This window comes from Nocardioides sp., from assembly GCF_014360585.1.
Lineage (GTDB): Bacteria > Actinomycetota > Actinomycetes > Propionibacteriales > Nocardioidaceae > Nocardioides.
In genome coordinates, this window is sequence record NZ_JACIXG010000094.1 from 1 (window position 1) to 19453 (window position 19453).

The 19453-nt window shown below is 68.1% G+C and carries 18 protein-coding genes; 8 read left to right on the forward strand and 10 right to left on the reverse strand.

What is annotated here, in order from left to right; all coding sequences use genetic code 11:
• The coding region (locus H5T77_RS22270) for an Ldh family oxidoreductase (protein ID WP_292652800.1) at positions 1 to 488 on the forward strand (488 nt) is incomplete at its 5' end.
• 178 nt (positions 489 to 666) lie between these two features.
• Here the strand turns inward: H5T77_RS22270 and H5T77_RS22275 are convergent.
• Genes H5T77_RS22275 through H5T77_RS22285 form a run of 3 tightly spaced genes read right to left on the reverse strand, consistent with a single transcriptional unit; the run spans position 667 to position 3533 of the window.
• On the reverse strand, positions 667 to 1881 hold the full coding sequence (locus tag H5T77_RS22275; protein ID WP_292652801.1) for an allantoate amidohydrolase: 1215 nt from the start codon (positions 1879 to 1881) through the stop codon (positions 667 to 669).
• Positions 1874 to 2338, reverse strand: coding sequence for a HutD/Ves family protein (locus H5T77_RS22280; protein WP_292652802.1), 465 nt, complete (start codon positions 2336 to 2338; stop codon positions 1874 to 1876). Before H5T77_RS22280 ends, H5T77_RS22275 begins: the two co-directional genes overlap by 8 nt.
• A gap of 1 nt (position 2339) precedes the next feature.
• Positions 2340 to 3533 carry an NAD(P)/FAD-dependent oxidoreductase gene (locus H5T77_RS22285; protein WP_292652803.1) on the reverse strand — a complete coding sequence of 398 codons (1194 nt, stop codon included), beginning with the start codon at positions 3531 to 3533 and terminating at the stop codon, positions 2340 to 2342.
• Between the two features lie 95 nt (positions 3534 to 3628).
• On the opposite strand from H5T77_RS22285, the gene H5T77_RS22290 reads away from it, so the two are divergent.
• Positions 3629 to 4546: a LysR family transcriptional regulator gene (locus H5T77_RS22290; RefSeq protein ID WP_292652804.1), complete on the forward strand. Its 918-nt coding sequence runs from the start codon at positions 3629 to 3631 to the stop codon at positions 4544 to 4546.
• Positions 4547 to 4604: 58 nt separating this feature from the next.
• Here the strand turns inward: H5T77_RS22290 and H5T77_RS22295 are convergent, their stop codons facing one another.
• From H5T77_RS22295 to H5T77_RS22310, 4 genes are all read right to left on the reverse strand, one after another.
• Entirely contained in the window at positions 4605 to 6104 is a 1500-nt protein-coding gene (locus H5T77_RS22295) for an alanine/glycine:cation symporter family protein (protein WP_292652805.1), read from the reverse strand.
• A 1-nt stretch (position 6105) separates the two neighbouring features.
• Entirely contained in the window at positions 6106 to 6999 is an 894-nt protein-coding gene (locus H5T77_RS22300) for a dihydrodipicolinate synthase family protein (protein WP_292652806.1), read from the reverse strand.
• Positions 6996 to 8393, reverse strand: a complete 1398-nt coding sequence (locus tag H5T77_RS22305; RefSeq protein ID WP_292652807.1) for a flavin monoamine oxidase family protein — start codon at positions 8391 to 8393, stop codon at positions 6996 to 6998. Before H5T77_RS22305 ends, H5T77_RS22300 begins: the two co-directional genes overlap by 4 nt.
• A 122-nt stretch (positions 8394 to 8515) precedes the next feature.
• Positions 8516 to 10015, reverse strand: coding sequence for an aldehyde dehydrogenase family protein (locus tag H5T77_RS22310; RefSeq protein WP_292652808.1), 1500 nt, complete (start codon positions 10013 to 10015; stop codon positions 8516 to 8518).
• A 158-nt stretch (positions 10016 to 10173) separates the two neighbouring features.
• Here H5T77_RS22310 and H5T77_RS22315 point away from each other — a divergent pair, with 158 nt between their 5' ends.
• From H5T77_RS22315 to H5T77_RS22335, 5 genes are all read left to right on the forward strand, one after another.
• Positions 10174 to 10857 carry a GntR family transcriptional regulator gene (locus tag H5T77_RS22315; RefSeq protein ID WP_292652809.1) on the forward strand — a complete coding sequence of 228 codons (684 nt, stop codon included), beginning with the start codon at positions 10174 to 10176 and terminating at the stop codon, positions 10855 to 10857.
• Positions 10858 to 10923: 66 nt separating this feature from the next.
• Positions 10924 to 11631: a GntR family transcriptional regulator gene (locus H5T77_RS22320; RefSeq protein ID WP_292652810.1), complete on the forward strand. Its 708-nt coding sequence runs from the start codon at positions 10924 to 10926 to the stop codon at positions 11629 to 11631.
• 272 nt (positions 11632 to 11903) lie between these two features.
• Positions 11904 to 13013, forward strand: coding sequence for a quaternary amine ABC transporter ATP-binding protein (locus tag H5T77_RS22325; protein ID WP_292652811.1), 1110 nt, complete (start codon positions 11904 to 11906; stop codon positions 13011 to 13013).
• Positions 13010 to 13978, forward strand: a complete 969-nt coding sequence (locus tag H5T77_RS22330; protein ID WP_292652812.1) for an ABC transporter permease — start codon at positions 13010 to 13012, stop codon at positions 13976 to 13978. Before H5T77_RS22325 ends, H5T77_RS22330 begins: the two co-directional genes overlap by 4 nt.
• Positions 13979 to 14029: 51 nt before the next feature.
• Positions 14030 to 14938 (forward strand): glycine betaine ABC transporter substrate-binding protein, encoded by a 909-nt coding sequence (locus tag H5T77_RS22335; RefSeq protein ID WP_292652813.1) that lies wholly within the window; start codon positions 14030 to 14032, stop codon positions 14936 to 14938.
• Between the two features lie 117 nt (positions 14939 to 15055).
• Here the strand turns inward: H5T77_RS22335 and H5T77_RS22340 are convergent, their stop codons facing one another.
• The 3 genes from H5T77_RS22340 to H5T77_RS22350 all read right to left on the reverse strand — a co-directional run bounded on the left by H5T77_RS22340 (position 15056) and on the right by H5T77_RS22350 (position 18649).
• Positions 15056 to 15838, reverse strand: a complete 783-nt coding sequence (locus H5T77_RS22340) for an MOSC domain-containing protein (protein WP_292652814.1) — start codon at positions 15836 to 15838, stop codon at positions 15056 to 15058.
• A gap of 41 nt (positions 15839 to 15879) precedes the next feature.
• A complete protein-coding gene (locus tag H5T77_RS22345) occupies positions 15880 to 16752 on the reverse strand; it encodes a carboxylesterase family protein (RefSeq protein ID WP_292652815.1) in 873 nt (290 codons plus the stop codon).
• Positions 16753 to 17020: 268 nt separating this feature from the next.
• Positions 17021 to 18649, reverse strand: coding sequence for a carboxylesterase/lipase family protein (locus H5T77_RS22350; protein ID WP_292652816.1), 1629 nt, complete (start codon positions 18647 to 18649; stop codon positions 17021 to 17023).
• Between the two features lie 489 nt (positions 18650 to 19138).
• Between H5T77_RS22350 and H5T77_RS22355 the strand changes: the two genes are divergently transcribed.
• On the forward strand, positions 19139 to 19453 hold a 315-nt coding region (locus H5T77_RS22355; protein ID WP_292652817.1), incomplete at its 3' end, for a hypothetical protein.

The following is a 19453-nucleotide window of genomic DNA, read 5'->3' on the forward strand; positions in this document are numbered from 1 at the left end:
TGCCGCTCCCTGACGGCCGACGGCTGCTCGTCGACCAGGCCAGCAGCGCGACGGCCTGGGTCGCGGTCCGGGCGGCTGCCGAACGGGGCGAGCCGATCCCCCCAGGCGTAGCCGTCGACCCGAGCGGTGCGCCGACCACCGATGCCGCTGCCGGGATCGCCGGTGCGCTGCTCCCGTTCGGTGGCTACAAGGGCGGCAACATCGCGCTGCTCGTGGAGCTGCTGGCGACGATCGCGGGCGGCACCTTCTCCAGCGACGCCCCGCCGTTCCAAGCCGGTGAGCGCTCACCGGGGGTCGGTGCGATGATCATCGGCGTCTCGCCGGAGACGCTCACGCCGGGCTACCCGGCGCAGCTCGCCGCTCAGCTCGAGCGTTGGGCCGAGGAGTCGGGTGCGGACCCGTCGGTATGGATCGAGAAGCCCGTGTCGCCGACCTTCGACATCCCCGCCGACGTCCATGCACGACTGGTCGAGCTGTCTCGGGGCTGAATCTCACACACCCCAGAGACAGTCCTCGGAACGAACCGGCTCGCAGGCGGCGCAGCGCGAGGCGCCGCAGCCGGAGCAGGTGTCGAACAGCTCGCCGCAGTGACACCTGGCGGCGTCTCCGACAGCCGCGTCCACCGCGCGAAGAGGCGGCGTCGTAGGAGATGGCATGGTCATCGGGTCACCGGCCGCTCAGGAAGGCGAGGCTGTCCGCGAGAGCCGCGGCGCCGGCCTCGGCGTCAGGATCCTCGACGTGCTCAGCAGGGGAGTGGGAGACGCCGGTCGGGTTGCGGACGAAGAGCATCGCCGTACGCACCTTCTCCTTGAGCACGCCGGCGTCGTGACCGGCGCCGGTGCCGAGGATCGGTGCGTTGCCGAGCTCGCGGGCGAGGTCATCGCGGAGCGCGGCGTCGAAGTCGACGGTCGGGCTGAAAGACTCCTGGACGAGGGTGGCGGTGCAGCCCTCCTCCGCGGCGAGCAGGGTCGCGGCCTCCCGGATCCGCTCGACGAGCGTCTGGACCGTCGTGTCATCGGGGTGGCGCACGTCGAGCCAGACGTCGACCCGGGAGGCGATGACGTTGGTTCCCCCCGGAGTGGGGATCAGCCGGCCGACGGTCGCGCGGGCATCCGTCACCAGTGAAGCCAGCGACCGGATCGCGAGCACGATCTGCGCCGCGGCGACCATGGGATCGCGACGGTCCGCCATCAGCGTGGCGCCGGCGTGGTTGCCCTCGCCCTCCACCGTGATCCGCCACCTGCCGTGGCCGAGGATCGAGGAGGCCACTGCGACCGGTCGCTGCAGGTCGATCAGCCCACGGCCCTGCTCGACGTGGAGCTCGACGAAGGTGTCGATGCGGCCGAGGGCCTCGGGATCGGCGCCGAAGCGCTCCGGGTCGAACCCGCTCGCGCGGGCGACCTCCGCGTAGGTCCGGCCGTCCACATCCTTCAGGCCGAGGGCGTGTTCCGGCGTCACGACGCCGGTCATCAGCTGCGAGCCGAGGCAGGCTAGCCCGAAGCGTGAGCCCTCCTCCTCGGGGAAGACGGCGATCGCCCGACGGTCGGTCACGCCGCGGGCGGTGAGCTCGTCGAAGGCGACGAGGGCTGAAGCGACGCCCAAGGGGCCGTCGAAGGCACCACCACCCGGGACCGAGTCGAGGTGGCTCCCGGTCACCAGCGCACCGGGACCGACGCCACCGTGCCAGGCCCAGATGATGCCGTTGCGGTCCGTCTCGACGTCGAGGCCGCGGCGCTCTGCGTGCTCGACGAACCACTCGCGCAGCTCGTGCTCGGGCGGGGAGTGGACCGGCCTCGAATAGCCACCCCGCCGACCGTCTCGCCCGACGTCGGCGATCTCGGCGAGCAGGCCGCTGACGGTGTCTCGCTGATGCTCAGTCATGGAAGTCCTCACTGATCTTCACAAGATGGACGTCGGCAGCGAGGCTGCCGAGGATGACTGTGGCGAGCACGGTCGATCCGCCGGCGACCGTGCCGTCGTGGGAACGGAGGAGCACCTCCGCTCGATATGCGCCGGGCCGGGTCATCACGTTGAGGGCCCTCGTCGGGGCCGGGACCGTTGCGCTCACCCGTGCCTCCCCGGAGAAGCGCACCTGGTCGCCCGCCTCGCAGACGCGTGGCTCACCATCGACGGTGAGCCGCAGCGGTCCCAGCGGTACGAAGAGCCGGTTCAGGCGCGGGAACGGCGAGAAGTCCGCGGAGCAGTCGAGATCCGCGACGCTGATCCGCCACAGCAGTCCGGTGTCGGGCGCCGATGCGGAGGCGAGCTCGCGGGTGAAGCCGGCACCGTTGAGCCACGGTTGCGGGGTGACCCGTGTGGGGTCGAGCAGTCGGCCCACGTCAGCGCATCTCGCCGGCGCCGACGTAGGGGTGCAGGCTCGAGAGCGGCGTGCCCTCGGCGAAACGCTCCAGTCGGAAGTCGGAGGCCGGGATGTCGGGGTCCGTGCTGTCGCCCGTCAGGACCAGGTCGGCGACCAGGTCACCGACCGCGGGGCTGATCTTGAAACCGTGGCCGGCGAAGCCGGCGCAGAGGACGAGGCCGTCGATGCCGCCGACGGGGGCGATCACCGGGTTCCAGTCCGGCGGGACGTCGTAGACGCCGGCGTAGGTGTGGGTGACCGAGGGGTCGGGGAATCCCGGGAAGCGGTGCATCAGTTTCTCGGCGTACTTCTCGATGCCGGCCTCAGTGGCGATGTTGGAATAGTTGTCGGGGTCGACGAACTTCTTCTGGAAGTCCTCGTGATCGCTGTTGCCGACGAGGAACTGCCCGGCGCCTTCGACGCGGCAGTACTGCAGGCTGACCAGGTCCGAGACGACCGGCAGGTCGGGGAGCCGCTCGCCCGCGTCGACGATCAGGAGCTCCGAGCGATACGCCTCTACGGGGAAGTCGATGCCGAGGTCGGCCATGAGCTTGCCGGACCACCATCCGGCCGCGGTGACGACGATGTCGGCGTCGACGACCTCGCCGTCCAGCAGCTCGACGCCGGTGACCTTGTCGCCCTCGGTGAGGATGCGGGCCACCCCGGCGTTCTGTCGGATCCTGGCCCCGTTGGCGCGGGCCTGCTGGCCGAACTGGAGGGCGAGCTGGGTGGCGTCGGCGAAGCCGCCGCGGGGTTCGTACGAGGCCAAGGCGACGTCGTCCACGTTCATCATCGGCCACAGCTCCTGGAGCCGCTCGCGGTCGATCAGCTCGACGTCCACGCCGAGGCCCTGGTGCATCGCGGTGTTGGCCCGCAGCGGCTCGACGTTCTCCTCGCCGACGAGCACGCAGTAGCCGGTCTGCCGAAAGCCGACCTCGGCCCCGAGCTGCTCGAAGACGGGGAGACTGCGCCAGGCCATCGCCGCGATCGACGGCACGCCGTAGTGGGTACGCACGATGCCTGACGACTTCCCGGTGCCGCCGCCGGCGAGGCTGCCCCGCTCGAGCACGACGACGTCGTTCAGGCCGCGTTCGGTCAACGCGCGGGCGATGGAGAGGCCGATCAGGCCGCCGCCGATGATGACGGCCTTACGGGCCGGAGCTTGAGTGGTCATGTATCGAGTACACCGCCTGATAGCACAGTGCGTCCAACACCAATAGAGCAAGGATTGTGTCGAGAAACGGCATAATCGCGCCTAGGATGATCAGCATGGACGTGCGACAGATGCGGTGCGTGGTGGCCGTGGCCGAGGAGCTGCACTTCGGGCGTGCGGCCGAACGGCTCCAGATGTCCCAGGCGCCGCTGAGCGCACAGATCAAACGGATCGAACGAGAGATCGGCTTTCCCCTCTTCGAGCGGACCACCCGGAGCGTTCGGCTCACGCCGGTAGGTGCCGAGCTCTACCGGCGCGCGGTCGCGATCATCGAACAGGTGGACCTCGCCACGGTCGACCTCCATGAGGTGGCCGCCGGACGCGCCGGCCGCGTGCGCGTCGGCTTCCCGAGCTCGGCCAGCTACTCGATCCTGCCTCGCGCCGTCCGCAGGATGAGGGAGGTCGCGCCCGATCTCGAGCTCGAGCTGGTGCCTCTCACCAGCGCGGAGCAGGTCGAGCGTGTTCACGAGGGCTCGATCGACATCGGGATCGTGCGCGGTGAGGCAGCCACGCTCGATCTGCGGAGCAGGCGGCTCTTCACCGAGGAGATCGTCGCCTGCCTTCCCGAGGACCACCCGCTGGCGGGCCAGGAGTCGGTCAGCGCCGAGGAGCTCGCGGCGGAGCCGATGATCTTCTTCCCCGGTCGGGACATGCCGGGCTTCGTCGCCGAGATCCGGCCGGTCTTCGACGGTCAGGAGTTTCCACAGGTCCGCGCACGGGTGGTGCACCAGGAGACCGCGCTCGGATTCGTGGCCGCAGGCGTCGGGTTCACGCTGCTTCCGGAGTCGGTGTCCTCGTTCCGCCCGACGGCGGTCAGCGTGGCCCGTATCGATGAGCGACCGACGACCACGATGTTCATCGTCGAGCCTGCCACGCTGACCCCCGCCGCCCGGCTGTTCGGCGACGTGATGGCGGAGGCGGCGGGAGCCACGCAGGATGCAGCAGCTCCCCGGCGTCGGGCTGTGCGGCCCTGAACCGGGGAGCTGCTGGCGGCTGAGCCGGCTTGGGTGGGCGCCGGCTCGGCCCGACGAATCAGTCGCGGGCGGACCGTACCGTCTCATCTGCGGTGGTGACCGGAGTCCGCTCCCAGAAGTCTGCCCGCTTGATGCCCAGGGCCTGCGGGTCGAAGACCGGGTCGAGACCTGCGCGGCGTTGCCGCTCGTAGTCGCGGTAGATCTTGTAGACCAACGGCGAGAGCAGGGCCAGGCAGGCGAGGTTCACCCAGGTGATGAGGCCGAGCCCGATGTCGCCGATGGCCCAGATCATCTCCGTCGGGACGATGCCGCCGATGAACACGATGGCGAGGGTGCCGAACTTCAGCACCCGGGACCAGCCGAGCGACGTCTTGCCGTCGAGCAGGTAGAGCAGGTTGGAGCTGGCGACGTAGAAGTAGGCCAGCAGGCAGGCGAAACCGAAGAGCAGCACGGCGACCGCCACGAACCCGGCTCCCCAGCCGGCGGCAAGCGTGTCGATCGAGGCCTGCACCCAGTTCGGGCCGACGGGAACGTCGCCCAGGTTGTCGATCCGGACCGTGCCTGAGGCATCGGTGACGTTGTAGGCGCCCGATACGACCATCATCAGGCCGGTCGCCATACAGATCAGCAGTACGTCGATGTAGATGCTGAACGTCTGCACCAGCCCCTGCTTGCCCGGGTGGGACGTGCGAGCTGCGGCCGCCGCAAAGGTCGCCTCGCCCAGGCCATTGGAGGAAGCGAAGACGGCGCGGCGAACACCCCAGGCGATGGCCGCACCAGCCATGCCCGCGAGCATCGGCTCCTGGCCGAACGCGGAGCGGACGATCAGCGAGATCGCCTCGGGGACCGCCTGGATGTTCACGGCGATGACGCCGATCGCGAGCAGGAGATAGCCCACCGCAAGGAACGGCACGAGCACCTGCGTGACCTTGACGATGCGGTGGGTGCCGCCGAAGATGACCGCCGCGATCATGGCGGTGATCAGCAGCGCGGGGACCACGGCAGGGACGCCGAAGGCGCGGTTCGAGCTGGCCGCGATCGTGCTGACCTGGAAGCCGGGGAACAGGAAGCCGTAGCCGACCAGGCCGAGCAGCGCGACCAGCGCGCCGACCTTCGGCAGATTGAGGCCGTACCTGATGTAGTACGGCATGCCGCCGATGTCCTCGTTGGCATCACGGCGATCCTTGTCCTCGACCCGACGCTTGAAGGTCTGGGAGAGCGTGGCCTCGGCGTAGCCGACGGTGCAGCCGACGAGACCGGTGACGGCCATCCAGAGCAGCGCTCCCGGCCCACCCGCGCCGATCGCTGTCGCGACCCCGGCGATGCTGCCCACACCGACCCGGCTGGCCAGCGCCATCACGAGCGCCTGGTAGGAGGAGAGGCCACCGGCCGCGTGGTTGTCCTCGCGGAGCTGGCGCAGCATGTCCGGCATGCGCCGGAACTGCACGCCCTTCATCGCCACGGTCAGGATCACACCGAGCCCGAGGACCACGTAGGCCATCGGCGCCGACCAGAGCAGGTTGGCGATGCCTACCAGGACGTCGGTCGCGGCATCCACGTCAGACCTCCTCCTTGGCAAGGGCATCGAGCAGGACGCGTAGGCCCTCGACGTCCGCGTCGGCAAGCGGGGCCAGCGGACGGCGGGGGATCCCGACCGGAAGTCCTTGCAGCTCGAGACCGGCCTTGATGCCCGGGATGAAGCCGGTCGAGAAGAGGTGGGCGATGACGGGGTAGACGCGCTTCCACTCGGCCAGCGCGCTCTGGAGGTCCCCCTCCGCGATGAGACGGGTGACGCTGACCAGCTCGCGGGGAACGACGTTGGCTGCCCCGGCCATCACGGCGACGGCCCCCTCGGCCAGCGCGCTGTAGGCGTAGACGTCCCAGCCGACGATGGTGCCGATGACGTCACTGTGGTCGTGGATCAGGGTCAGCGCCTGCTCCCAGTTGGCGCTGGAGTCCTTGATGTAGCGAATGTTGTCGACCTCGGTCGCGAGCGAGCGCACGACGTCGGGCGCGAGGTTGACGCCGGTCACCGGCGGGATGTTGTAGAGCATCACCGGGATGTCGACGGAGCCTGCGACCTCCTTGATGTAGGCGACCGTCTCGGCCTCGGAGAGCGGCTCGTAGAACGGCGTCAGGAGCATCAGCACGTCGGCGCCGCTCTTCTGGGCCGCCTGCGAGAGCCGGATCGCCTCAGCCGTGGTGGTCGCACCGGTCTGTGCGACGACGGGCACACGGCCCGCGGTCGCCTCGATGACCGTGTCGACGAGCAGGAGGCGCTCGTCGGAGGAGAGCGAGCCGACCTCACCCGTGGATCCGGCGGCGACGACGCCGTTGACGCCTGCGTCGATGGAGCGGTCGACGACCTTGCGCAGCGTGGCGACGTCGATCGTCTCGTCGGAGTTGAACGGGGTCGTGAGGGCGGTCAGTACGCCGCGGAGCTCGGTGGTCATGCGAGGTTCCCTTCGGGGGTGGTGGTGACGTGTGCGCAACGCTCCCGGTCGGAGGTCAGCACGTTCTTTACGTTGTCGGCAGCGTGGAAGCCGGTGGTGATCGAGGTCTCGGTGTAGAGCGTCCCGAGGTAGTCGCCGGCCAGGAAGACCCGGTCGGCGCCGCGGAGGAGGGTCGGCTGGAGCTCGGCCCTGCCCGGGAAGCTGTACGGCGAAGCAACCGCCCACCGCTCGACCTTGGCCTCGACGACGGTCGACGCGAAGTCGGGCGTCCCCAGCACCTCGGACAGGTCTTTCAGGTGGGTCTCGATGACCTCGTCCTCGGGCAGGTCGAGGAGCGCTTGGCCGAGTGCCGCGGGGGAGAAGGTCATGAAGGAGCCGCCCGGTTTGCGGACGGTCTCGTTGCCCCGGACGATGCTGGCCTGGTTGAGCGCGATTGCGAAAGAGCGCTTCGGGGCGGCGATCGCGTAGATGTCGTCCCAGTGCTGCGGCGTGGTCTCGTTGGTGAGGAACGCGGTGCTCACGTGGGGCCCGTACTTGATCTGGCCCAAGGCGTGGCGCAGGTCGGCGGGGAGGTCGACACCGACGCGGTGAGATACGTCGGCCGTCGTGGCCAGCACGACGCAGCGGGCCTCCACCTCGTGGTCGATGCCGCCTTGGCGGTAGCGGACCACGACGGAGTCCGGCTTGTTGACGACCTCCGTGACCGCGGCGCCGAGCTGGAGTCGATCGCCGAGCGTGTCCGCGACCGCATGGGTCAGCGTCGACGGGCCACCGACGATGCCGCGACCGAGGCCCTGGCCGAAGCCGAGGACGAGGCTGAAGTAGCCGATCCCGGCGCCGGCGGAGATCTGGTCCATGTTGCCGGCCGACCGGGTCACGGTGGTCTTGAAGAGCGCGGCCGCGTCCTCGGGAAGCTCCCCGACGTAGTCGTCGAAGGTCTGGTCGTTGGCGAAGTCGTAGATGCGCTGCTGGCGCGACGCGCCCGTCTCGCCGGCCCGCTTGCGGACGACGCGGGTGTATCTCGCCACGCCCGCGACGACCTTCAGACCGGCGCGGACAGTGGCGAGACGGTCCCGCATCGGCATCTTGATCCGCAGGGGATACGTCGCGATGTGGCCCTTGCGGATCAGCGTGCCGTTCATCGAGAGCGCCTGCAGCGAGCCGGGGACGTCGACGGCCTCGACACCGGTCTCGTTGAGCAGTTCCTCGGTGGAGGACTCCGTGCCGGCGAAGACGTGGCCGCCCCAGTTGAGCCAGTAGTCGCCGCGACGCTGCGACTGGATGCGGCCGCCGACGCGTTCGTCGGCCTCCAGGACGAGCAGGTCAGTGGCGCGCAGCCTCCAGGCTGCGGAGAGGCCAGCGAGACCTGCGCCGATGACGACGACATCCTTCATGAGAACTCCTTGGGTGTGCGGTGTGTCACTACTCTAAACTTGTGATCACAGATCACACAAGAGGTGACGCGTGTCTCTTTCTGCTCGGACGGATCCGGGGGAGGGGAGGGCGGCAGCTCGCGTCAGCGGGCGTGGTTGTGCATGACGTGCTTGGTGCGGGAGTAGTCGTCGAGCGCGTAGATCGACAGGTCCCGGCCGTACCCGGACCCCTTGAAGCCACCCCACGGCACTTCGTTGGCGAGCACGAGGTGGGCGTTGACCCACACGGTGCCGGCGTCCAGGCGAGCGGCGACATCGTGGCCGCGGCGTCCGCTCTCCGTCCAGACCGAGGCCGCGAGGCCGAGGCGGGTGTCGTTCGCGCGGCGTACGGCCTCCTCCTCGGTGGCGAAGGTCTCGACGGTCACGACCGGGCCGAAGATCTCCTCGCGGGCGCACTCGGCACCTTCGGGTACGTCGACGAGCACCGTCGGCGCGACGAAGTAGCCGGAACCCTCGAGGACGGCGCCGCCGGCCGCGGCTCGGACACCATCAGCGGCTGCTCGCTCGAGGAAGCCGGCGACCCGATCGAAGTGCGCCTTCGAGACCACTGGGCCGACCTCGACGTCCTCGCCGGCGCCGGGGTCGCCCACGACGATCGCCTCGACCTCGCGGGTGAGATGACCGATGAACTCCTCCGCGACGGACTCCTGGACGAGGATCCGGCAGGCGGCGCCGCACTCCTGGCCGGTGTTGTAGAAGCTGGCGACACGCAGAGCTGCAGCGGTCTCGGCGAGGTCGGCGTCCTCGAAGACGACGACGGGTGCCTTGCCGCCGAGCTCGAGGTGCACGCGCTTGAGCGACTCGGCCGCGCCACGGGCGACGGCCTTGCCGCTGTTGACCGAACCGGTCAGGGCGATCATGTCGACGTCCGGGTGGGCCGTCAGGCCGGCGCCGACGACCGGACCGAGCCCGGTGACGACGTTGAGCACGCCGGCCGGAATCAGGTCGGCGATCAGCTCGGCCAGCTTCAGGGTGCTCAGTGGGGTCTGCTCGGACGGCTTGATCACAACGGTGTTCCCGGCCGCCAGGATCGGAGCGAGCTTCCACGCCGCCATCAGCAGGGGGTAGTTCCACGGTGTGACGACTCCCACGACGCCGAGAGGCTCGCGCAGGATCAGGGAGAGATGGTCCTCGGCGTAGTTGCCGGCTGCCATGCTGGTGGTGGCGCGCAGCGCTCCGGCCATGAAGCGGAACGTGTCGACGGTGCCGTCCACGTCGTCGCGAGCCGCACTGATCGGCTTGCCGGTGTTCGCGGCCTCGAGGCGGACGAGAACCTCGGCGTTCTCGGCGATGCGGTCGGCGATCGCGTGCAGCACCTCCGAGCGAGCCTTGGGGAGCAGCCGTCCCCAGGCGGCCTTCGCCGCCAGCGCAGCCTGGACGGCATTCTCGACGTCTGCCGCCGCGCCGTTGGGAACGCGGGCGATGAGCGCCTCGGTCGCCGGGTCGACGATGTCGAACGCTTCGGCCTCCTGTCCGCCCTGGAAGGTTCCGTTGACGAAGTGGCCGTGAGGCGGAAGGTCAGCCGCGGTGATGAGCGAGGTCTCGGAACGACGTACGGTCGGGCGGTTCTGGGTGGTGGTCATACCAGTCTCCGAAGGGTCTGAGGCGAGCGGATGCCACGTCGCTGGTGCGCGAAGAACGTGGCCTGCACCACAACTTAAAGTGTGATCACAGATCACGCAAGAGTGAGATCTTTGCTCTTTCTGCGGGCGCGGGGGCCCTGAATGCGTATCTTTGATCTGTGAGCATCTCAACGCGCGTCGAGTCGACCCTCTTGGCGGACAAGGTCCACGCCGTCCTCCATGACGCGATCATGAGCGGCGAGCTCCCGGCTGGCTCCCGACTGCGGATCCGAGATATCGCCGAGCAGGTCGGCACCAGTGTGATGCCCGTCAGGGAGGCGATCCGTCGACTGGAGGAGTCCGGTCTGGCAGAGCGCCAGCCACACAAGGGAGCCGTGGTCAAGGAGCTGAGCCTTGCGGAGCTGCTCCACGTCTACGACACCCGACTGCTGTTGGAGGGCGAGGCGGCACGTCTGGGCGCCGCCGGGATCATGGCCGACGAGGTCGAGTCGATGGAGGAGACGTACGAGAAGCTGCGCGCGGCGATCAAGCAGGGGCAGATCGTCGAGATGCTCGATCTCGACGAAGCATTCCTGGCCACCCTCTATCGAGCCTCGCGCAACCCCGTGCTCGTCTCGACCATCACCGGCCTGTGGCGTCAGTGCCGCGCCTACAAGATCGTCGGTGCCGTGGAGGCATCCACCGACGACTCGCTGTGGCGCCATCAGCACGATCTTCTCGTCGCCGCGCGCGATCGCGACGGTGCGGCCGCGCTCGCTGCGTCGAACGAGTCGCTGGAAGAGGCCAGGGCCCGCATCCGTGCCCACCTGGCTACTCAGGCTCAGGGTGCCGCAGGGGATTAGGCCAGGCAACATGACGAGCTGCCCTGTGACCGCCCGAGACTGTGATAAGTGATCTATTCTTAACCTGTGAATCTCTCCAAGCCGCTGCAGCCGACGCTTCTTGCGGACCAGGTCTACGACGTCCTCCACAAGGCGATCGTCAGCGGTGAGCTGCCAGCCGGGTCCCGGCTGCGCATCCGGGATGTCGCCGAGCAGGTCGGCACCAGCGTGATGCCGGTCAGAGAGGCTATCCGGCGGCTCGAAGAGGGCGGGTTCGCCGAGCGAGAGCCACACAAGGGCGCGGTGGTCAAGGGACTCACGCTCGAGGAGCTGATCCACGTCTACGACGTCCGCAAGGTGCTCGAGCGCGAGGCCGCCCGCCTCGGCGCGGAGCGCATCACGGCCGAAGGGTGTGCGCGCATGGAGGCCGAGTACGGCTTCATGCGCGCAGCTATCGCCGAGGGCCGGCTGGAGGATCATCTGCGCCGCGACGAGGCGGTGCTGACCGCGCTCTTCGAGGCGAGCGGCAACCCGGTGTTGGTGAAGACGATCCAGAATCTGTGGGTCCAGTGCCGCGCCTACAAGACGCTCGGCATCAAGTCGACCTTCGACTCCAGCACCTCCAACGAAGTGCTCTGGCGCTATCAGGGCGATCTCGTCGAGGCGGCCCGGGCGCACGACCCGGCAGCGGCCGTCGCCACCTCCGACGCCTCCCTCGAGGTCGCGGCGGAGGAGATCCGCCGGCGCTTGGCGGCCGAGAAGAGCGATGCTGACGAGGCGGTCGCCTCCGCCTGACCGAGGCCCCGTCACCCGCCCCGGCCGCTGTGCCACGGGCGTCAGGACCTGTCGGCGCTCGCCTCTCGAACCGAGGCGAGCGCCGCTCTGTTGGCGACCGCGCGGCGCGTACCTCGGGGTGTTTCGCCGACGTCAAAGCCTCGTTTCGGCTCCAATCGGACCCTTGACAGTGTTCTAAGCCACACCTAGTCTGATCTGTGATCACAGATTGTGAGACGTGCGCCACACGGTAGCCCGAGCGGTGCAGCGATCAACGACTGGAGTCGGAGTTTATGAACGCGATCGAGGCTCATGGGACCTACAAGGTCTTCGGAAAGCGTCCCGCAGCAGGCGTCGCGCGCCTTAAGGCGGGTGCAACTCGCGAGGAACTGCGCGAGGACGGACTCACTGCAGCCGTCATCGACGCGAGCTTCGAGGTGCGCGAAGGTGAGATCTTCGTCGTCATGGGACTCTCTGGTTCCGGCAAGTCGACGCTGATCCGCATGGTCAACGGGCTGTGGGCTCCCACGGCCGGCGAGCTGACCGTCTGTGGCGAGGACATCGTCAAGATGAACGACAAGCAGCTGCGAACGGCGCGGCGCGAGAAGGTCAGCATGGTTTTCCAGCACTTCGCGCTACTGCCGCACCGCACCGTCGGCGAGAACGCCGCCTACGGGCTGCAGCTCAAGGGCGTCAACCGCGCGGAGCGCGAGCGCAGCGCGACCGAAGCCCTCGCGATGGTGGGGCTCGAGGGGTGGGAGGGGTCGCTTCCCGAACAGCTCTCCGGAGGCATGCGGCAGCGCGTCGGCCTGGCCAGAGCATTGGCTGCCGGCACCGACATCATGCTCATGGACGAGGCGTTCAGCGCCCTCGACCCGCTCATCAAGCGTGAGATGCAGGACCAGCTCGTCGAACTCCAGAGCAAGCTCGGAAAGACGATCCTGTTCATCACCCACGACCTCAACGAGGCGATGCGCCTGGGCGACCGGATCGCGATGATGCGTGACGGTCGGATCGTCCAGAACGGCACAGCGGAGGAGATCCTCAACGAGCCGGCGAACGAGTTCGTCGCCCAGTTCGTCCAGGACGTCGACCGTACCCGCGTCCTCACTGCCCGCTCCGTCATGACCATCCCGGCCGCCGGCGACGGCAGGCTGCTCGGACAGCCGGTGGCGGGCACGGTCGCCGCCGTCGACGCCGATACCCGACTCTCCGAGGTGCTGGGCGCGTGCGCCGACTGCGAGGGAGACCTCGCCGTCGTCGACAGCCGACGAAGGCTGGTCGGCGTCCTGAGCCGCGCAACGCTCCTGCAGGCACTCGGACAGCTCGCCGCGGACGCGGCCCATGACGCGAGCGCAGATCCTGCTTCCGACACCACCCCTATGGAGGTGACCGCACGATGAGTGCAGTCGAGTTCGTCAACGTCCCGCGGATCCCGGTCGGTGACTGGTTCGAAGGAGTCTTCGACTGGGTCACCGCGAACCTCGAGTGGCTCTTCGACGCGTTCAGCACGGTCATCGACGTCGCCGTCGAGGGCCTGGTCACGGCACTCGACGCGCCCGGAGCCGTACTGATGGCCCTGATCTTCGCGCTGCTCGCGCTGCTGGTCTCCGGCTGGCGGATCGCTGCGGTGGCGCTCGTGGGCCTTCTGCTCGTGATCGGCATGGATCAGTGGGCCACCGCCATGGAGACCCTCGCTCTCGTGCTCGTCTCCACGGTGGTTGCCGTGGTGATCGGGATCCCGCTGGGCGTGCTCGCCGCGCGCAGCGACCGAACGAGCAAGGTGGTTCGCCCGGCCCTCGACCTCATGCAGACGATGCCGGCGTTCGTGTGGTTGGTGCCGGTGGTCTTCCTCTTCGGCATCGGCTACGTCCCGGGTGTCGTCGCCACCATCATCTTCGCCGTCGCACCTGGCGTACGACTGACCGAGCTGGGTATCCGCAACGTCGATGCAGAGGTCGTCGAGGCTGCTCAAGCCTTCGGCGCGACCCCCCGGCAGACTCTCTTCGGCGTGCAGTTGCCACTCGCGATGCCGACCATCATGGCGGGGATCAACCAGGTCATCATGCTGGCTCTGTCGATGGCGGTCATCGCCGGCCTCGTCGGCGCTCGCGGACTCGGCGGTGAGGTCACCGCGGCCATCGCCACCGGCGATCTCGGGCTCGCCTTCGAGGCCGGTCTCGCTGTCGTCATCCTCGCGGTCTATCTCGACCGGGTCACCGCGGCGCTCGGGCAGGGCGGCCATCTCGGCAGGTTCCGTCGCAAGGCGAAGTCGGACGTCGGCGAAGTCGCTGCCGACGAGAACCAGCCCGACGGGTCGGAGGACCTGGTCACGGCATCCGACGTCCACACCAAGATCGGCGCCTAGGCGCAACACCCCGCCCTGCCCCCGGCAGAGCCCAGAGAGGAACAACCGACCATGTTCAAACGACACCTGTCCGTGCCTGCCCGACTCGGCGTAGCGATGCTCGCCGTAGCGCTGGTGGCCACCGGCTGTGGCAGCGACGGTGGCGCCGATGGCGCCGACAAGACGATCACCATGGGCGTCATCCCCGGGTGGACCGACCAGTCCGCGACGACGTACGTCCTCAAGAACGTCATGGAAGACAACGGCTACACCGTGGAGATCACGGAGCTCAACGACAACGCGCCGATGTACACCGCCTTGTCCAAGGGCGATATCGACGTCCTGTCGTCGGCTTGGCCAGAGCTCACGCACAAGACCTACATGGACACTTACGGCAAGGATCTCGAGGACCTGGGTGTCTTCTTCGAGGGCGCGACGTCGTTCCTCGCGGTGCCGGACTACATGGAGGACATCAATTCCATCGACGACCTTCCCGCGCACGCCGACGAGTTCGACGGGACGATCACCGGAATCGAGCCTGGTGCCGGTCTTACTCGGATGACGAAGGAAGACGTGGTTCCCGCTTACGGGCTCGACAAGGACTTCGAGCTCCAGCTCTCCTCCACCCCGGCGATGTTGACCGAACTGGGAAAGGCCACCAAAGCCGAGGAACCGATTGTGATCACGATGTGGAAGCCGTTCTGGGCGAACCTCAACTTCCCGATCAAGGCCCTCGAGGACCCCGAGGGCGCGTTTGGCGAGCCTGAGGACCTGCACGTGCTCGCTCGTGAGGGGTTCTCCGATGACCAGCCCGAGGTAGCCGAGATGATGAGCAACTTCACGCTCACCGAGGAGGAGTTCGGCACGATCGAGGGCATGATCGTGAACGACTACGAGCAGGGCGAGGAGGAGGAGGCGGCCGCTGACTGGCTCGCGGACAACCCCGAGGTCGCCGACGAGCTGGCCGCCCACCTCGCGTAGCGAACGGAGCGGTGGTTTCCGCCAGCCCCCGGGGCGTCGACCTTGATGGTCGCCCTCCTGGGGGTTCTCCGACCGGTGCGTCATGACGGCAGAGCTAAGCCGTCTATGGCGTGCCGGTCACTTCATGACCGACAGGGTGTCGCTGACGTTGATCGTCCCTGGCTCGAGGACCTCCGCGTAGGTGCCGAAAGTCGCACCGGGACCGAGGACCGTCTGCCGGCGTCCCCGATATGCGGTGATCATCCGCAGCGTATGAAGATCGATCTCACCGTGCTCCGGGTTGCGTGTGGTTGCGGCGCAGCGCTTGACCGGGCCGCCGCCGCGCAGGACCGCCGATCCCGCCCGCAGGATCGCTCCGTCCCAGGAGTCTTCGACGTGCGGCTCGTCTGTGTCGAACTCGATGAGCATGCGAAACCGCCGAGCATCGATATTCCCCAGGCAAGAGCGCCGTGCGAGTTCACTGCTGGACGCGGTTCCGATCAGCGTCGCCGGTTGTACGTCGAAGGCCGGCTCCAGTGCTCGGAGGAGGCGTACCGGCTTATCGATGAGGTCGGAGAAGAACTTGCTCCAGGACGAGTCCGCGATCTCGGTAGCCGACACGCTGCGGAGACCGTGAAGATCTACCCGGACATCGCCGCCTGCCCTGATGACTCCGTCGGCCACGACGTCGCTGCCCCGGCGGATGGTCAAGTGGCACCGGGCAGGATCGTAGGCCGCACGCAGCTCGAGCAGGCGTTGGTTGTGCGTGCAGCTCTGCAGCCTCCCGTTCTCGTCGACGAGGACGAACGTGCGATCGCCGGCCACTCCGTTCGCGGTCAGTTCGATGGAACTCGGGTGGTGCAGCTGAAGGCCCTTGACCGGCGTGACGGACAGGCGGGTGATGCGATGGATGTTGGCCATGTCAGGTCTCCTTGTGCTGTACGGGCCGGGTCGACAGCGTGTCAGGCGGCGGACTGTTCGAAGAGCCAGTCACGAAGCGCCTCGATCTTGTAGGCAGGTTCGAAGGATGCCATGTGCTCGCTGCTGCCGGCGCCGGAGGAGTCGGCGGACTGTCCGCTGGCGGTGAGGACGGTGCCTGCTGCGAAGGTGGCGAAGTTCGCGGCGTCGCCTGAGGCGTACATCTCCTGTGCGGCGGCGTCGAGCTTTGCGGTGTCCCAGGTCGCGTCCCAGTCGCTGCCGGTCGCGTACGCCACGCCGGCGTCATCGAGAAGTGCCTCCACGTCGCTCTGGCCGCCGCTGGAGTTCTCGTCGCCGGCGGCGGCGACGTAGGTGAATGTCTCCTCGGTGAGGCCTTGGAGCTGGTCGGGGTCCCACTGGCCGGAGACGATCAGCTCCGCGGCGAACAGCTCGGGCTGCTGCGCGGCGAGGTACATCACGGTCATGGCGCCCATCGACTGGCCGGTGCCGTAGACGCGGTCGGTGTCGACGTTGTATTCGTCCCCGATGTTCTGGACGAGGCGGGCGGTCATGTCGACGTAGTCGGTGGTGGTGAAGCTGCCGTGGTCGTCGATGATGACCGAGGGATACTCCGGTACGACGACGATGCTCTCGTGCTTGGCCTGCTCGGCCTCGCTGGCCCAGATCAGCGCACCGTACTGATTGAGCGGCGCGGTGACGTCCTGTCCGACGAGACTGGAGTCGGCGATGTAGAGGACCATTGGATACGCCTTCGTCGGGTCGTAGTCGGCGGGCAGGAAGATGTTGTAGGACAAGGCCTCGCCCGTCTCAGAGTCGTTGAAGGTCTCCTGGGTGAACGCGTCTGCGATGCCGGCGTCGATGAGCTCCTGAGCGGCGTCGGTGGTGCTGCTGCTCATGCCGGCTCCGCCCGGGGGCGTGTCGGCGGGACTTCCTGCGGACGAAGAGATGGCAGACGAGCTGCTGGTGTCTGCCCCGCAGGCGCTGACCCCGACGAGGAGTGCTCCGCAGAGGGCGGCGATGGCGGTACGACGTGTGATGTTGGTGGTCATGGGATCAACATCGCCGACCAGGCTTCGGGGCCACCGTGGGCTTGCTGTCCGATTCCTGTGAGATGAGATGGAGCCTGCCCCGGGCGAGCGCTCGGGGCAGGCTCTGGGTCGACGACTACGGCAGGTTCTCGAAGAACTCGCAGTTGTGGAGCTCGCGGAGCCCGGTGATCACCTCGATCCGGGGCGCTAAGCGGAGCGCCTTGTCACCGTCGGCGGTGTGGCGCGGCCAGGTGACCTCGCCCTTGGCCTGCGGCTTGCCGCTGCGCGCAAAGGCAGCCCAGTATGCCTGCATCGAGTCTCCGAGCTTCTGCTGCTGTGCGGTCAACGGCCGGTCGCCGAGGGTGAAGTCGAACAGATAGGCCAGCTCGCCGCTGTGGGCGCTGGACATGTCTATGCCCTCGGGCTGAAACCCGAACAGGGTCGGGCTGGTCGGGTCGTCGAAGTGATAACGGTAGACCGGAACGTCCTGGCCGAGGAACAGGTCGGCGTTGACGTCGACGGTGCATCCGGCGCCGGCGTCGGTCCGCATCGCCGCGAGAGCATAGAAGGGCCGCTCGTAGTCGCTCGCCGGGTACTCTTCCAGCACGATCCTGCCGGCAGTCTCGCCGAACTGGTCGATCACCATCGCCTCGTACTCCGCGGCGGAGATGTCGGCGTGCTGCTGGTTCTGCAGCTTCTGCTCCCACCGGGTGTTGCCCACGATGACCGGCACCTTGTTCCAGTTGCCGGAGGAGATGGCGTCCCCCGAGGCTTGCGGCAGGGCCGAGGTTCCCACGTACCCGCTGGGCCGGTCAGTCGCGAAAGCCTGGACCAGGCTCGCCGGCCACGCCTTGCGCAGGCAGGTGAGCTGTTCGTCTCCCGGAGCGCATCCGACGGCGTCGGCAAACGCCTCGCCATTCTGATGCGCCCTCGCCTGGGTGGTCCCACCCCCGAGGCATGGTGAGCTCTGCATGATCGCGCTGTCGAAGAGCCCTTCGGCCAACGGCGTCGCCAGCAGGTTGCACACCGCCCGGGCACCGGCGGACTGGCCGAAGACGGTGACGTCGCTCGGGTCGCCTCCGAAGGCACCGATCGACTTTCGGACCCACGTAAGCGCCTCGACCTGGTCGAGGAGGGCGAAGTTTCCGCCGGCGGCGGCGTTCTCGGCGTCGAGTCCAGGCAATGCCAGGTTGCCTGCTGCGCCGAGCCGGTAGTTGGTGCTCACCACGATGACGTCGTTGCGGTCGGCCATGGTCTGACCGCCGTAGAGGACGCCGGACCCCTGCGTCCCCGCGCCACCGTGGTAGAAGACCAGCACGGGGAGCTTCTCTCCCTTGCGGATGCGGCTGGGTCGGTAGACGTCGAGGTAGAGGCAGTCGAGGCTGGTCGGCTGGTCGTTCTTGACGCCCGTGGGTTGGAACTGCAGGCACGCGGCCTCCTGCTCGGTGGCGTCGCGGAGACCGCTCCAGCGCTCGGGCTCGACCGGGGCCTTCCAGGCGAGGTCGTAGACCGGCGGTTGCGCGAACGGCATGCCGAGAAACGCTTGAGCTCCATCGAGCTCGCGGCCGCGTACGGCGCCGTACGGCGTCTTCACCGTCAGGCCGAGCGGTGCCGAGCGGTCGGCCTGCGCCGCGGCGGACGACGTCGGCTCCGCATGGGCTGCGGTGAGCAGGCCGCCGCCGAGGGCGAGGGCGGTGCCGAGGGCAGCGATGACGCTCGGTAGACGGCCGCGCCACCTTCCGGCGGGGAGAGGGTTTTCGGGCATGCCAAACTCCTTCGTCGACCTAGAAGCGGCGGGTGTGCACCGCTCACCCAGCTGCGGAGGCCAGGGTCGGGGCGGCTCATCGGGCCGCGGACCGCTCGGGCTGCTGGTGTGACGATCGTCTCAATCGCCCGAACGAGGGGTCAACGACCGAGGCCTGCAAACCACATGCAGATCGGTGATCGACCGATAAGAGCAGCTGTCCGCGCGCAGAGGTCCGTGGGTGCACCGCGATGCGCCAGACCGATAAGCCCGGGCTGATCGGCCCAGTCGCAGGCGTGTGGTTTCGGCGGCTGGGGGACTGACCTAACTTGGCAGGACAGTGACAGGCATCACACGTGCCCGGCGGTGAGAGGCGATAGGAGGTCCTCGCGAGCTCGGCATATCTCAGCTCCTCCCAGGGCCTCGTCACCTACCTCTCGGGATCGACGGTGGAGTCGGCAGCGTCCATCTCGGTACTCGTTCTGCTGTCGTCATAGGAGGTTGATCCGAGTGAGACGAAGCAAGTGGCTTCTTGCCGCGTTTGTAACCGTTGTCCTGGCCCTGTCCGGATGTGGGTCCTCGAGCGGGGAGTCCGACGAATCCGCGCCGGTGGACGCGGAGTCCGCCGGCGGTATGGAAGAGCTGGTGAAGAAGGCTCAGGCAGAAGGTGAGGTCAGCCTCTACGCCGGTACGACAGAGTCCGCGACTACTGCCTGGGCCAAGGCGTTCACCGAGAAGTACGGCATCGAGGTCAAGCTCTACCGCGACGGCAGCAGCACGCTCTACCAGAAGTGGGCTCAAGAGACCCAAGGCGGAGTCGACAAC